The organism is Desulfuromusa ferrireducens (assembly GCF_055389805.1).
Genome location: NZ_AP042415.1, coordinates 914598 through 928998, shown reverse-complemented (window position 1 = coordinate 928998; position 14401 = coordinate 914598). Strand labels below are relative to the sequence as shown.

The 14401-nt window shown below is 52.8% G+C and carries 14 protein-coding genes; 4 read left to right on the top strand and 10 right to left on the bottom strand.

Features of this window, described 5'->3' with window-relative positions:
• Nucleotides 1-27: 27 nt before the first annotated feature.
• From ACZ5PT_RS04215 to ACZ5PT_RS04205, 3 genes are all read right to left on the bottom strand, one after another.
• On the bottom strand, nucleotides 28-1419 hold the full coding sequence (locus ACZ5PT_RS04215; RefSeq protein WP_464265556.1) for a dihydrolipoyl dehydrogenase family protein: 1392 nt from the start codon (nucleotides 1417-1419) through the stop codon (nucleotides 28-30).
• Nucleotides 1420-1497: 78 nt separating this feature from the next.
• Nucleotides 1498-1848: a hypothetical protein gene (locus ACZ5PT_RS04210; RefSeq protein WP_464265555.1), complete on the bottom strand. Its 351-nt coding sequence runs from the start codon at nucleotides 1846-1848 to the stop codon at nucleotides 1498-1500.
• Nucleotides 1849-2008: 160 nt separating this feature from the next.
• A complete protein-coding gene (locus tag ACZ5PT_RS04205) occupies nucleotides 2009-2773 on the bottom strand; it encodes a porin family protein (protein WP_464265554.1) in 765 nt (254 codons plus the stop codon).
• 182 nt (nucleotides 2774-2955) lie between these two features.
• On the opposite strand from ACZ5PT_RS04205, the gene ACZ5PT_RS04200 reads away from it, so the two are divergent.
• The 3 genes from ACZ5PT_RS04200 to msrB all read left to right on the top strand — a co-directional run bounded on the left by ACZ5PT_RS04200 (nucleotide 2956) and on the right by msrB (nucleotide 5463).
• The gene (locus tag ACZ5PT_RS04200) at nucleotides 2956-3657 is read left to right on the top strand and encodes a response regulator (protein WP_464265553.1); all 702 of its coding nucleotides are present in this window, start codon (nucleotides 2956-2958) and stop codon (nucleotides 3655-3657) included.
• Nucleotides 3658-4728, top strand: a complete 1071-nt coding sequence (locus ACZ5PT_RS04195) for a sensor histidine kinase (protein WP_464265552.1) — start codon at nucleotides 3658-3660, stop codon at nucleotides 4726-4728.
• Nucleotides 4729-4914: 186 nt separating this feature from the next.
• Nucleotides 4915-5463 (top strand): peptide-methionine (R)-S-oxide reductase MsrB, encoded by a 549-nt coding sequence (gene msrB, locus ACZ5PT_RS04190; RefSeq protein WP_464265551.1) that lies wholly within the window; start codon nucleotides 4915-4917, stop codon nucleotides 5461-5463.
• Between the two features lie 126 nt (nucleotides 5464-5589).
• Here the strand turns inward: msrB and ACZ5PT_RS04185 are convergent, their stop codons facing one another.
• The 5 genes from ACZ5PT_RS04185 to ACZ5PT_RS04165 all read right to left on the bottom strand — a co-directional run bounded on the left by ACZ5PT_RS04185 (nucleotide 5590) and on the right by ACZ5PT_RS04165 (nucleotide 9280).
• The gene (locus tag ACZ5PT_RS04185) at nucleotides 5590-5967 is read right to left on the bottom strand and encodes an RNA recognition motif domain-containing protein (protein WP_464265550.1); all 378 of its coding nucleotides are present in this window, start codon (nucleotides 5965-5967) and stop codon (nucleotides 5590-5592) included.
• Nucleotides 5957-6358, bottom strand: coding sequence for a YkgJ family cysteine cluster protein (locus ACZ5PT_RS04180; protein ID WP_464265549.1), 402 nt, complete (start codon nucleotides 6356-6358; stop codon nucleotides 5957-5959). The genes ACZ5PT_RS04185 and ACZ5PT_RS04180 overlap by 11 nt, the downstream gene beginning before the upstream one ends.
• Nucleotides 6342-7226 (bottom strand): ribosome biogenesis GTPase YlqF, encoded by an 885-nt coding sequence (ylqF, locus tag ACZ5PT_RS04175; protein WP_464265548.1) that lies wholly within the window; start codon nucleotides 7224-7226, stop codon nucleotides 6342-6344. The genes ACZ5PT_RS04180 and ylqF overlap by 17 nt, the downstream gene beginning before the upstream one ends.
• Before the next feature lie 89 nt (nucleotides 7227-7315).
• The gene (locus ACZ5PT_RS04170) at nucleotides 7316-8797 is read right to left on the bottom strand and encodes a sensor domain-containing diguanylate cyclase (protein ID WP_464265547.1); all 1482 of its coding nucleotides are present in this window, start codon (nucleotides 8795-8797) and stop codon (nucleotides 7316-7318) included.
• A 93-nt stretch (nucleotides 8798-8890) separates the two neighbouring features.
• A complete protein-coding gene (locus ACZ5PT_RS04165) occupies nucleotides 8891-9280 on the bottom strand; it encodes a hypothetical protein (protein ID WP_464265546.1) in 390 nt (129 codons plus the stop codon).
• A gap of 268 nt (nucleotides 9281-9548) precedes the next feature.
• Between ACZ5PT_RS04165 and ACZ5PT_RS04160 the strand changes: the two genes are divergently transcribed.
• Nucleotides 9549-10244 (top strand): hypothetical protein, encoded by a 696-nt coding sequence (locus ACZ5PT_RS04160; RefSeq protein ID WP_464265545.1) that lies wholly within the window; start codon nucleotides 9549-9551, stop codon nucleotides 10242-10244.
• Between the two features lie 76 nt (nucleotides 10245-10320).
• On the opposite strand, the gene uvrB is transcribed toward ACZ5PT_RS04160, so the two are convergent.
• Together uvrB and ACZ5PT_RS04150 are read right to left on the bottom strand one after the other, a co-directional pair.
• Nucleotides 10321-12318 carry an excinuclease ABC subunit UvrB gene (gene uvrB, locus ACZ5PT_RS04155; RefSeq protein ID WP_464265544.1) on the bottom strand — a complete coding sequence of 666 codons (1998 nt, stop codon included), beginning with the start codon at nucleotides 12316-12318 and terminating at the stop codon, nucleotides 10321-10323.
• 85 nt (nucleotides 12319-12403) lie between these two features.
• A complete protein-coding gene (locus ACZ5PT_RS04150; protein WP_464265543.1) occupies nucleotides 12404-14257 on the bottom strand; it encodes a two-component system sensor histidine kinase NtrB in 1854 nt (617 codons plus the stop codon).
• Nucleotides 14258-14401 lie beyond the last annotated feature (144 nt).

Sequence of the window (14401 nt, the reverse complement as noted above, 5' to 3'; positions counted from 1 at the left end):
CAGAGGTTTAAATTAATTATTTATGCCCTACAGAAGTCCCTGAGTAAAGGCATTTTCTCGGGCGGCTTGACGCAATCCATCGCTGATGCTGGGATAAACGTGGACGGTTGTCGTTAAATCGACGACAGTCAGGCCGAAACGCACTGCCAGAGTAGCTTCGTGGATGATATCGGCCGCGCGTGGGCAGAGGATCTGTACGCCGAGAATCTTGCCGGTTCCTTGTTCGGCATTGAGCAATACACCGCCAAGCATTTCTCCCATGACATGGGCTTTCGGTACGCGGTCAAGCCCCAGATAGGTAGTGACGACCTGATAGCCTTGCTGTTGTGCCTGTTCACGATTCAGTCCGACGGTGGCGAACTCAGGATCGACAAACACCGCCATTGGCGAAAAGCGGTGATCGATGGTGTGAGCGGCACTCGGGTCAAGTATGTTTTTAGCGGCGATCTGAGCTTCGCGAGCTCCGGCCGGCGCGATCATCGGGTTGCCGGTCACATCCCCGGCCGCCCAGATTCCGGGGACGCTGGTGCGTAGTTGGTTGTCGACTTTGATAAAGCCGGCCGCATCCATTTCCACACCGACCTCTTCCAAGCCTAATCCCTGGGTGGTCGGTTGGGTGCCGACGGCGAACATGAAGCGCTCTGCAGTGAGGCCGACCTCTGCTCCAGCAACGCGTGCGTAAAGACAGACATCGTCGGTATGCTGTTCGATACGATCCGTTTCGGCGTTAAAGAAAATCTTTACCCCATCCTTTTCCAACATGGCGCGAAATTGTTCGGTCAGGCGTGGGTCGAATTCTGCCAGTAATTTCGGACCCCGTTCAAGAATGGTCACTTGGGTGCCGAAGCGGGCAAACATCTGCCCCATCTCCAGAGAGATGACGCCGCCGCCAAGGATAATCAACGATTTTGGGTAACAGGGGAGATGCAGAGCGCTGTGGTAGGTCAGGTACTTGACCGTCTCAAGTCCTGGAATTTGGACGACGCGGGCTTCTCCACCACTGGCAACGAGGATGTCCGGTGCGCTAAAGCTTTGTTTGTCGGTGGCAATAACCTTCGCCGAGACGAAATGCCCACGGCCGTAATGCACATCGAGATTGTCGGTATGCTCGACTTCGAACAGGTAGTGGCTGTCGCGCAGCGTTTCGACGGCGGTCCGTTTTAAGTCCATCAGGGTTGCGCAGTCGGGTCGACCGGCGCTCAGATTCAGCCCCCAGCTCTCTCCCTTACGTGCAGCGTGATACATCTCGGCTTTATGGATTAAGGTTTTGCTCGGGACGCAGCCCCAGTTGATACAGGTTCCGCCGACCTGCGATTGCTCGATCATCAATACTTTTTTACCCTGTGCCGCAGCGATTCTTCCGGCCGCAAATGCCGTGGTCCCGGCGCCTAAAATAATGATGTCGTACTGCTGGGGCATGAATGACTCCGCTGGGATTGGGAAGAAATTATCGCGCTGGGATTAAAGCATAGCAGATTCCATGAAATGCTGAAGAATTCAGGGGTCTTTCTGTTGTTGATGGCGCAGTTCACAAATCGTCATCCGCGATAGGCACAGATCGAGAAACAGATCGTTGGCTCGTTTCGCGGTGCGATTATTCTGCTCTTTAAAGATCTTCTGCAAGTTCTGTTCGATGAACTGGAACTGTTCCTCGGTCAGGTCCACTGGCAGAATCAGCGAAGCGGTCGCTTCTTCAGTCGAGTAATATTTATTCAGCAGTATTTTCATCTCCTTTTTGAGACATTCCAGAATCGCCGGATGTTTGTGCCCCATACGTAAATCGATAATCTCATCAACCAGTTGTGCAGGCTGGTTACGATGTTGCGGAAAAGGGATAACTTTGGCCATCTGCAGCCTTTCTTGCGAGAGAGCAGTAAAAGTGAATCACACGACCAATGATAACTTAAATGGTTGTCAATTGCCAAGATAGGGATGTTATTCTGCTTCATGTTGGCGGACTGCCAAGCGCAGCAGCCCGCCAATTTATGCCTAGTTTTCGGGGTACGAGCTAGAAGCGGATCAAGGCGCCGGCAAAGGGACCGGAGAAATCGGTTTCGACGAACAGGTCGTCGTCGTCGATCTTTAGATCAAAATAGCGGTACCCGGCGTAAATTCCGACCGTCGGCAGGGGCGAGAATTCGAGCTGCACCTCGCCATCAACGAGGCGATTGCCGTCATATTCCAGATAACCGATGCGGCCGGTTGCGCCGAGGAAATCGGCCAAGGCGATCCGGGCGCGCGCACCGATGGTCGGAATCGGCGCTGTCACCGACTCACTCTCGGTGAAGTTTCGTGTCAGGTCATTGAAGGTGACCTCAGCATCGGCCACCTTTACCGCCAGTTCCAGCCCGAGTTGAAAGCGGCTTGGCAGATCATCCAAGTTGATAAAATAGTAGGTGTAGCCGAAATCGTAGAGATCGATGGCGATCTTGCTGTTTACCGTATCGTTGATACTGAAGTCTTGTCCGTTGAAGGAGCCGGTAATTGTCAGTGTCCCTGTGCCGGAAAATTCAATCGGCAGGTAGTTGAAGCTAAGCCGGGAATTGCCCCACTGCAGGGCGATTTCGGCAGTGGCATTTTCGCTGTCATCCAGGTTGAGGTCGCGTTCAACATCGACTTTCTGGCCGATGCCATTGATTGTTCCGGCGATGCTGCCGCTCGGGCTGAGCAGTTGATAGCCGCCTTTGAACAGGACCAGTTCATCGGCCAAGCTCAGGTTGGCGGAAAGCAGAAGGACGAGACTGCTGACGATAACTTTCCATTTTAAGTTCATAATCTTCTCCTTTTAATGGGGGCTGGATTCTTTGAGGGTAGCAGCTTTTCGCCGCGTTGCCAGCGCTGTTGCCTGCCTTTTCAGTCCCTACGCAGTGCTCGAAAATTTCATAGCCCTCGGCAGGATTATCTATCACCTGCTAAGATTTCAAAAAGATTCACTTTTATTGTTGTGGAGTAACCATGAGCGAAGTTCAACGGACCGTTTTGATTGTCGAAGATGATCCCAACACGGCCAATCTGGTGGCCACCTACCTGCAGCGGGAAGGCTTTGCCACACTGATCGAGAACGATGGGCAGCTGGGTTTGCAGGCAGCCAAAGCATTGCAGCCGGATCTGTTGATTCTCGATCTGATGCTGCCGAATATCGATGGTCTGGAAATCTGCCGTCGCTTGCGGGCTGAATCGCAAGTACCGATCCTGATGCTGACTGCGCGTGAAGAGGAGATCGATCGGGTGCTCGGTTTTTCCCTTGGGGCCGATGATTACGTGGTCAAGCCGTTTAGTCCGCGCGAGCTGGTCGAGCGGGTCAAAGCGATTTTACGTCGGGTCCAGTCAGAGCCGGTTTCTTCCGCTACGATTTTGCGGCATGGCGGCCTGCAGCTCGATCCGGAAAAGCATAAGGTGACGCGCGCCGGACAAGCGGTCAACCTGACCTCATCCGAATACAAACTGCTCTACACGCTACTGGCCTCGCCCGGCAGGGTATTCAGCCGTGGGGAACTGCTGCGGCATTTCTACGATCATGAAGAGGCGGTGGTCGATCGCGTGATCGATGTGCATATCAACAAGTTGCGGCAGAAAATTGAGGACGATCCGAGTCGGCCGCTATATATCGAAACCGTACGTGGTTTTGGTTACCGCTTTGCAGAGACGGACGCTTAGATGAAAAAACGTCTGCTCTGGAAACTGCTGTTGAATATCGTGCCGGTCATCGGCATCACCATTTTGGTGGTCTGGCTGGCGATCGATAATCTGGCGGCGACCTATTTCATGCGCCTGATGGAAAACTATTCCATCGCCCCGCACGATAGTCATCAGATGTTTATCGAGGCGGTCCACCGTTACCTGCTTTGGGCGGCGCTGGCGGCTTTTGGTTTGGCTCTGCTGCTCAGTTTTCTGATGACCAAGCGGGTGCTGCGACCGCTCTCGCAGATGACGCAAATCTCGCAGGAATTTGCCGCTGGAAATTTTAAAGATCGGGTCGAAGTTGTTACTGCCGATGAGGTCGGCCAGCTGGGCCACTCCTTTAACCGGATGGCCGACAGCCTTGAGCGGCTTGAGCAGTTACGCAAGAGCATGGTCACCGACGTCGCCCATGAATTGCGCACGCCGCTGACCAATCTGCGTGGCTACCTGGAAGGTTTGAGTGACGAGGTGGTGCCGCCGTCACGCGAGACCTTCCGCATGCTCGAGAATGAAATACTGCGGCTGGTGCACTTGGTGGATGATCTGCAACAGCTGACCAAAGCTGAAGCGGCACAGGCATTTCTACAGCGCCGCGAGCTGTCGGTTGCCACCCTGATTGAGCAACTGCATGTTTTGTTTGATCGACGTTTCCAGAGTAAACGGATCAGTCTGGAAATGAACATTGAGCCGGTTGATTTGACGGTCACCGCCGATCTCGACAAGTTATTGCAAGCGCTGCGCAACCTGTTAGAAAACGCCTGGCGCTACAGCCCCGAGGGGGGCTCAGTGACGATCAGCGGTCGCCGTTTGGCAGGAACTGTTGAAATTGCTATCAGCAATAGCGGGGAAGGGATTTCTGCGACGGATTTGCCGTTTATTTTCGAACGCTTTTTCCGCGCCGACCGGTCCCGTTCACGTGAGTACGGCGGTGCTGGCATCGGTTTGGCAATCGTCAAGCAGTTGATCGAAGCACATGGCGGTACCGTCGGTGCCGAAAGTGGCGCCGGGCAGACCCGTATCTGGCTACATTTGCCGGGCGACGCTTGATTTTTAAGCCCTCGCACCGATCTTTACCCAATCTTTAAATAGGCTTTATCTCCCCTTTACCTGACTTTGCTAGACTGTCTATCAACAGCACCGATGATGCGCTTTCGGCAGCTCTATGGTGGTGGGTCTTCAACAACAAATGTTACAACGTTGGCAATAGATAACTTGGTAAAAAGGAGTCGAGCAATGAGAGTATTTCAACTTCTGACTCTGATGTTGGCAGCTTTCGGATTTTTCTGGATGGCATCAACCGGGTTGGCGACAGATGACGAAAAGATGATGGTCGATGTAGACAAGGTGAGCGTTTATTCGGTCGAAAAAAGGTCCTTTATTTTCAGCGATAAAGTGGTGAAAAGCGAGGCCGAATGGAAGCAGCTGCTGACTGCCGAGCAGTACCATGTTTTACGGAAAGAAGGGACCGAGCGCGCCTTTAGTGGGCAGTTGCTGAAGAACCACGAGCATGGTGTCTATCGCTGTGCCGGTTGTGGGCTCGACCTGTATCTCTCGGAGACGAAGTACGAATCGGGGACCGGCTGGCCGAGCTTTTATCGGCCGGTTGCGGCTGAAAATGTGACCAGCCGCGACGACCGGAAGTTTTTTATGGTGCGCAACGAACTGGTCTGTGCCCGCTGTGGCTCGCATCTCGGGCATGTGTTTGATGATGGTCCGGCCCCGACCGGCAAGCGGCATTGTCTTAATTCGGCGGCGTTGACCTTTGTCAAACTGGATCAATAGTTCGGGAGGGTTCGGCGTTCGGCAAAAAAGGCAGAGCAAAGGTTGGTGATAGAGCCAAAAACATAAAAGAGCAGAACCTTTTCAACCGGTTCTGCTCTTTCCTAGAGAATTAAGGGCAGGATCGTGCTATTTGCGTCGCCCCTTCGGTTGTCCTTTGCTTGTTCCTTTTGCCAATCCCTTCGGTTGTCTGCGCCGCCGGGTTTTCTCTTCCTTGGCTTCTTCTACTGGCGGTTCCCCCTCGCCCTTTTCGCGGGTTGCACAAACGCTGATGCAGCGATTAATCAAGCGGGTGCCGTCGAGCATGTTGATTGCTTCTTTGGTTTCGGCATCGTTTGACATGCAGACAAAGGCCCGGCCATTGAAATTTCCTGTCCGTGTGTCGGTGAGCAAGTGGACGGAGCGGACCGTGCCGCAGACTGAGAACAATTTTATCAGGTCCTCTTCGCTGGCATCGAAGGAGATATCGGTCACGTAGATATCTTTGCCCTTGGTTTTATTTTTCATTCTGTTTGCCTTCCTCTAAACTTTCAGGTGTCGGTACTGTGTATTCTTTATAGCCTTGACAGCCGGTTGTTGCGGCATGTTGCTGGTGCTCCGGGTAAGCCCGGCAGTGGTCCGGTTTGATAGCGTCGATGCCGCACAGATAGCCACTGTGGTCGATTTTGCTGAGCAGCCAGGGGCAGCGCTCGACATCGTCACCCGTTTCCGGGTCGATCCAGGCGGTGTGTAGCTGATTACCCGGGCCAAGGTCGAGAGTTTCCACTCCGGCGAGCAGATCATCCCGTCCCAGTTCTCGCCAGCGCTGCAGGTCGGCATCGCTGACGCAGCCGTTATAGGCATCGACCAGTTTGAGGCAGCAATGGCCGCAGCAGTGGCAGTTAAACTTCGGGTTCATCTGCGTGCGCTTCGCTGCTGGCGCTGTTTGATGAACGTTCCCCAGGTCGTTCCAGGCTGATGCGCCCCAATTTCCCGCCACGCAGCTCGCGCAACAGGAGCTCTGCCGCACGGTGCAGGTCAACATCGCCGCCACTGACCAAGCAGCCGCGGCGGCGGCCGATCTCTTCCAGAACCAAGGTCGGCGTTTCCGGCATCTCCGCGAGCTTGTAGCGTTTCAGCAACAGCGCTGGGTACTTGCCGCTGAGGTATGCGGTGGTAGCCAGAGAAACCTCAGTGGTATCGAAGGCGTTGTCTCCGATGGCGCCACTGGCGGCCAGGCGGCAGGCACCGTTGGCGTCATCCATCACCGGCCAGAGCAGGCCCGGGGTGTCGGAGAGCAGGATGCCGTTGCGCAGATCAATCTGTTGCGGACAGGTGGTGATGGCTGGTTTGTCACCGACTCGGGCCATTTTTTTCCCGGCGAGGGTGTTGATCAGGGTCGATTTGCCGACGTTGGGAATGCCGACCACCATGACCCGCAGCGGTTTTTGTCCCTTGCCGCCTTTGTTCGGCATCAGCTTGCGACAAAGTTTCGGCAGCAAACCGGCATCGCGGCGGTCCTTTGCTTCCAGTGGGATCGCTTTGACCCCCTGCTGCTTTTCCAGAAAGCTGACCCAGGCCTTGGTCACGGTCGGATCGGCCAGGTCATTTTTATTCAGCACCTTGATACAGGGCTTGTCGCCGCGCAGTTTCTCCAGCAAAGGATTGGCGCTGCTGGCGGGCAGGCGGGCATCGAGGACTTCGATAATCAGGTCGATAGTCGGCAGGACCTCAATAATTTGCGCCCTGGCCTTTTTCATGTGACCGGGATACCAGTCGATGTTCATGGGTTCAACTCCAGTAAAAAAGAAAACCACCGGGAGATTCCCTGTGGTTCTTGCGAGGATAACTCAGAAGGTTGCGCTAAGGCCAGCTCTTATCCCTGCTCGGTGCGGGGCGAGGAATTGGTCGAGAGGTCAGTTTCCAGAATTACCCGGTTGCGACCCTGTCTTTTTGCTTCATAGAGAGCCTGGTCAACTCGTGCCACCAGCAGTGATTCGCTGTCGTTCGATCGGTACTCGGCAACTCCCAAACTTGCAGTAAAGCTGGATTCTCCCTTCGGGTTGCTGAAGTGACTCTCGGCGATTGTCGCGCGGATCTTTTCCGCTACCTGCGCAGCGGCAACCAGGTTTGCGCCTTTAAGCAGAACAATAAATTCCTCTCCGCCCCAACGACAGAGGGCATCTTCGCCGCGCAATCGTTCCTGGATTTTTTGCACCGTCATCTTGATAACCTGATCTCCGACCATATGCCCGAACCGGTCGTTGACCGACTTAAAGTGATCAATATCGATCAACAGGACACCAAGAGGCTCCTGGTGACGTTTTGCCTGAGCTGACATTTGCTCAAAGCTGAAACTGAAGGCACGGCGGTTGCCGATTTCGGTCAACCCATCCTGCATGGCCAGGTCGGCCAATTTGTCATGAAAATAGTGAACCGTGCGGCGATGCAGCAGCACTACCATCAGGGTGACAATGGCACAGATGACCAGATTGATCTGCAGGGTCGAGCGGAATTCGGCCAGTACGTCGCGTGCGGATTGCTCGACAACCAGTATCCAATTGAGTTCGGGAATAAAGCGTGAACTGAAAAGGATGGTCTCTCCCTTGCTGGTAAATTCGACGACCTGTTTTGCTTGTAACAGGTCGGGAAGCAGTTCACTCAGACCCGGACGTTTCTGCAGGTTCATCGGACCCGCATACTGCGGGCCGTGCAGAACAATGTCACCAGCAGCATCAACAAAGTAGACGGTGCGGCTAAAGCGTTCCTGATACTGATCGATCAGCGTTTTAACTGCGCTGACGGTCAATCCGACACCGGTCGCGCCGATGTAGTTGCCCTGGTAATCGAACGCCTTGTAATTAATAAAGATGGTCATGGTATCGGCGTTGGCCATGTCGGGATCGACATTGATTTCGTAATCAGTTTTCATCTGCCGGACGCGAAAATACCAGGCATCCTTCGGCTCGTCCGAGGAAACCTGTTTGAGTATCCCGTCGGCGTGGTAGTAGTTTCTGCTGCTTTCCGAGACAAAAAAGCTGGTCACGGCGTGGTATTCTTCGCGGATTGCGTTCAAGTATTTGCGAATTTGCGCTTCATCCTGTTCGCCGTTTAGCACCCAATCGCGCAAGAAGGTATCCGTCGCCATCAGTGATGAGACGAAGATTGGACGGAGCATGTCACGCTGAATCTCGGAGTAAATATTGTCGCTGGTCAACGGCAGTTCGTTGGTCAGGATGGCCCGTTTGGCTGAAGAGGTCGAGACCACATAGCTGGTGATGCTGGTGATCAAAAAGCCGATAATAATAATCAGACCGGCGACGGTGACCAGCCCCATGCGGCTGCGATGGATGTTCATTTTGCTACCGTTGTTGTCGGAAGTAAAGGTCGTGTTCCGGGGGATGCAAAAGTGGGCGCATCCCCCTTGAGACAAGCGAAGCAATTTAACCGGTTAAAGGCCGAAATGCCACCATTTTTTACGGGTTTCGCGCGATTTCTGTCCTTCTTCTGAGCCTTTTCCCAATTCTTTTTGTTCCTGGACCGATTTCTGCTCACGCAGTTTTTCCATCTGTTCGGTATTTTTCTTTTCGCGAAGCTGCTTGGTTTCTTTCTTCTGTTGTTTTTTTAGTGCTTTGTTCTGCTTTTTTTTCTCGTCATCAAGGTCCCAATCAGGATTTTCACGTTGCTGATTGTCGTCGCCTTTGGCATTCATGGTGGCTTTATGTTCTTGTCTCTGCTCCATGCTCGGTTTGCCCTTGCCCGCCCAGGCGGGTTTTTCCGCAAAGGCAAGGTTGCCAAATAACAGTCCACAAACAGCCAGAATAAAAATGATGATTTTCATTTTTTAGCTCCTCCTTTTTGAGTTGTTCTTGAATGATACACTGAAATGCAACGTTCGCAGGCTGCCACGAAGGTTTTGGATTTTTACTTAATGGCTGGAGACTTTCCTTTTCCTGCTCCTTGAGCATTCCGCGCTTTTGGCCTGACAATGAAAATCTATCTGCTAAACTACTCAATGTACTTAAATTTCCTGATGTGGTTGGAATGGCTTTTGCTGAACCTTTTTTTCGTTTGCTATTGCTGCATACCCAATTTTCAGGAGTTTTTAAATGAAAATAACTCCCCGTAAAGTTCTTCTGCTCGACAAAGAAATGCTGATCCAATTGGCGGTAGCCCAATCTTATCGGGATTCGGGGCCTTACTTCATTACCGCTTCGAGTGCTGGTGAAGCGCTCAATAAAATGGAGATCTTCGCTATTGATCTTTTTCTGTTGGCTCTCGATCTGCAAGATCCAAATAGCTTGCAGTTACTGACAATTATTGAAGAACGGTTTCCGGGGGGGCCGGTTGTCTTGCTGGCCAAAAATTCCGGCGAATATTGTAAACTGAATAAGCGGATTAAGTTGCTGAAAAAACACCCTCGTTGGCAACTGCTGAAGAAACCGTCCAACCTTGATGTCCTCACCATCCTGATTGATAAGAGCCTCTGCGAGCTTGAGCGGGAGACGGTCTTTCACCATAAGGGCGCGGACGGTGCAAATAAAAGAGACCACACCCGTAGCTCGATTGAGCAGAATATTCAATTTTTACTCGATGTTTTTGATAGCGTTAAGCGGGAAAGCAAGATGGTTAACGCGACCCTGACGGATCTCTCTGCCGGCGGGTTGGGGTTGGAGACCAAGCACCCGCTAAAAATGTCGCAGTCAGTCAAGTTTATCGATTCCAGCGTAGGTAGATCTGGTGTCGTTGCCTGGAGTGACTGGCGTGCTGACCGGCTCTGCCGGGCCGGTATCCGCTTCTGTTGAACGAGCGTTGTCGTTCCTTCCCGACAAGTGGGACGATTGAAATATGTAGCAGACGCAAACCTGCTGCCCATAGCCTTTATCCACGCAACAGCAATTCCCGTTTCTCCAGCGCCAGCATCTGATCGCGTAAATTTGCCGCTTTTTCAAAGTCCAGATCCGCCGCTGCTTCAAGCATCTGTGTCTTTAATTCGACAATTTTTTTCTTCAGTTGATCTGGATTGCCATATTCGGCCAGCTCCTCAGCGATCAGTAACTGGTCGAACTCCTCGCTGCCAGAAAGTTCCTCGAAGATCGAGCGGAACGACTTTTTAATCGTTTGTGGAATGATGCCATGTTCTTTGTTGTGAGCCAACTGCCTTTCGCGGCGGCGTTCGGTTTCATCCAGGCAGGTCTGCATCGATTTGGTGATTTTGTCGGCGTACAAGATTACTCGGCCGTTAACGTTGCGCGCGGCGCGACCACAGGTCTGGATCAGCGATCGTGCCGAGCGTAAAAAGCCTTCTTTGTCGGCATCGAGGATCGTTACCAGCGAAACCTCGGGGATATCGAGCCCTTCGCGAAGCAGGTTGATGCCGACCAGCACGTCGATCTCTCCGGCGCGTAAACTACGGATAATCTGCATCCGTTCCATGGTGTCGATGTCGGAATGCATGTAGTTAACGCGGATGCCGAGTTCCTGCAGGTAGCCGGTCAGGTCTTCGGCCATCCGCTTGGTCAGCGTGGTGACCAGCACCCGCTCGCCTTTGGCGGTGGTGATGCGGATTTCTTCTATCAGATCATCGACCTGCTCTGTTGCCGGGCGGATTTCGATCGGCGGATCGACCAGCCCGGTTGGCCGGATCACCTGTTCAACAAAGACGCCGTGAGCTTTTTCCATTTCGTAATCGGCGGGGGTGGCGGAGACATAAACCGTTTTCGGTTGACGTTCGACAAACTCTTCGAACATCAGCGGCCGATTGTCCAGAGCCGAAGGCATGCGAAAGCCGTAGTTGGTCAGGGTTTCTTTGCGCGAACGGTCACCACGGTACATGGCACCGACCTGGCTGACACTGACGTGGCTTTCGTCGATGAACATCAGCGCATCGTCCGGCAGATAGGAAAGCAGGGTTGCCGGTGCTTCACCGACGTTGCGCCCATCCAGAAAACGGGAGTAGTTCTCGATCCCCTGGCAGTATCCCATCTCCTCTATCATCTCGATATCGAACATGGTCCGCTGCTCGATCCGTTGTGCTTCGACCAGCATGTTGCGCTCTTTAAAATATTGAATCCGCTCCTGCAGTTCGTCCTGAATCTGTTTGATCGCCCGCTTCAGGGTCGGTTTGGTGGCGACGTAGTGGCTGGCCGGGAAGATGCCGGTGCGCTCGAGGCGGTCGATCACCTGACCGCGCAGCGGGTCGATTTCGCTGATGGCATCGATCTCGTCGCCAAAGAATTCAATCCGTAGGGCGCGTTTCTCTTCGTAGGCGGGGAAAACTTCGACGCAGTCGCCCCGAACTCGAAAGGTGCCGCGATGAAAGTCGATGTCGTTGCGCTGGTACTGGATATCGACCAGATGGTGCAGAAACTGGTTACGATCCAGTTCTTGACCGACATGCAGATTGACCAGCATGCCGTAGTAGGCTTCTGGCGAGCCGAGGCCGTAGATACAGCTGACCGAGGCGACGATCAGCACGTCGCGGCGGGTCAGAAGGCTGCGGGTGGCACTGTGGCGTAGCTTGTCGATTTCTTCGTTGATCGAGCTGTCTTTATCGATAAAAGTGTCGGTTGAGGGGACGTAGGCTTCCGGCTGGTAGTAATCGTAATAACTGACAAAATATTCGACGGCGTTGTTTGGGAACAGCTCTTTGAATTCGCCATAGAGCTGTGCCGCCAGGGTCTTGTTGTGGGCCAGCACCAGCGTCGGTCGTTGCAACTGGTTAACCACATTGGCCATGGTGAAGGTTTTTCCCGAACCGGTGACGCCGAGCAGCACTTGATGCTGGTCGCCCCGCTCCAGCCCTTCGACCAGTTCCTTAATTGCCTGTGGTTGATCGCCGCACGGCTGGTATTCGGATATCAGTTCAAATCGGGCCATCTGATTTCTGCTTTCTTGACGAGTCACTTTTAACAGAAACTAGCATAACCTGAAGCAGGGGGCGGCTGTAAAGTGGGGAGTCGATTCAGTTTTGCGCGAGAGGGAGTTCGATAATAAAACGGCTGCCGTGATCCGGTGCCGATTCGACACGCATCCGGCCGTTGTGATTTTTGGTGATGATGAAATAGCAAATCGACATGCCGAGGCCGATTCCTTCGCCCATTTTTTTCGTCGTGTAAAAAGGTTCAAAAATCCTGTTGCAGACTTCTTCACTCATACCGCAACCATTGTCTTCAATTTCACAAATTATTGAACCTTGTTGATGCTGTAGGCGTAGGGTGAAGCGGGGCTTGTCCTGCTGAGGTCGTGTGTTTAGTCCGCCTTCCCGGTCCACTAGTCGGTGGGTCATCGCATAGGTGCCGTTGTTCAGCAAGTTGAGAAAAACCTGTTGTATCTGCGCCGGGTTGCAATAGACCAGCGGGAGGTCTTCTGCATAGCTGCGGACGATATTTATGTCACGAAAGTCATATTTGTCCAGCAGATTGTAGTTGCTAGAGGCCAGGTCGACAGTTTTGTCCAGCAGGACCCTCAGGTCGTGAAGCTGAAAGGTGTCCTCGTTTTTGCGACTGAAATCGAGCATGTTCTGGACGATATCCACCGCCCTGATTGCCGAGGACATGATCGTGTCGATGGTCGCGAGAATGCCACGCTTGTGCACGTAGTGGTGCAGCGCTTCTATCTGGAAGCCTGAGGCTTTGGCTTGAGCGATGTTTTTCGGCAGCACTGGGCTGAGCCGATTTTTTACCACCTGTAGATTTTGCAAAACACCAGCGAGGGGATTGTTGATTTCATGGGCGATGCCGGTGGCAAGGTTGCCGATGGAAAGCATCTTCTCGTGTTGGACGAAAAGCTCTTCCATGCGCCTTTGTTCGGTGACATCGTCGATCCTGATAACCGCTTCGGCAGGGTCATGGTCGGCAATCGGAGAGATCGAGATTTCCAGTTGTTTGATGTGGCCGTCTATTTCCCAGTTGAGTCGCTGCTGATCATCAGTGGAGCGGGGAGCGAAGGCCTTTTCTAGCTGTTTATTGGACAACGGGAAACCTGGTAGCAGCTGATATAGCTCCTGGTCAAGCGCGATTTCAGCTGGAACTTTGAACATTTTTTCCGCTTGCTGGTTCCATAGGCTGATCCGTCCACAGTGGGTGATGCCGATCATTATCGATGGCATTGTATCGATGGTGTTCTGCAATCTGATTTGCAGCTGTTTTTTGTTGTGCGTGGCATTTTGCTGCTCGTCCAAATGGGCTAAGCCATCTCCCAGTCGTCGACTGAATTCGGTGAACAAATCAATTTCGTCGCTGGGCCAAAAATGGCTGCTACGACCTTGGTTCAAACCGAGCAGGAGTGTGGTTTCATGGGCAGGCGTGACCGCTATCAGCAGGATCGAATCACAGTCGAAGCGCTCGCAAAGCAGGGGCGGGCAGTTTTTTTTATCAGCAGTGCGCAAACAGGTTGGTTTCGTTAGCGTAACGGCCGCTGCGAAAAAATCGTACAGTTCGTCTAGCTCCTGGCTTTTAGATGAGGCTTTTTTGCATGTATCGCTGCTTTCTTGTTTGCAAAAGGCAGCGCGCCAAGGTTCCGTTTCGCTCTGTGGGAAAGGGAGTAGCCAGGCCTGATCACAGGCAAAAACGTTCAGACAAAGATCGAGAAAGTCCGTACAGAGCATCTCAAAATCAGCGGCAGAGCGGAGCAGTTGATTGATCTGTTCAAATGCCTGAAGCAGCTGTGAGTTGTTGATGCCATTGTGTTGCTTTGTTCGGGTGGGCGGCTGTTGCTGGTGAGCGGTGAGCGATTTAGTCCGGGGGAGTTCAGTCTCCCCGTTTTTTGAACGCAGCAGCAGCCCTTGGAACAATTCTTCCGAGGGCTTGTCAGCCATCTAGTTTCCCCCTCCTTCTGGTTGAAGAATAGTTAATGCTATCAGTTTTAAAATGGAAATCAAGAACGAAGGTGTTTGTTGCTGCTGTTCCTTGTGGGGTTCAATATAATTGAGAGGTTATCTTTTTGTATGCGCTGGTTTATA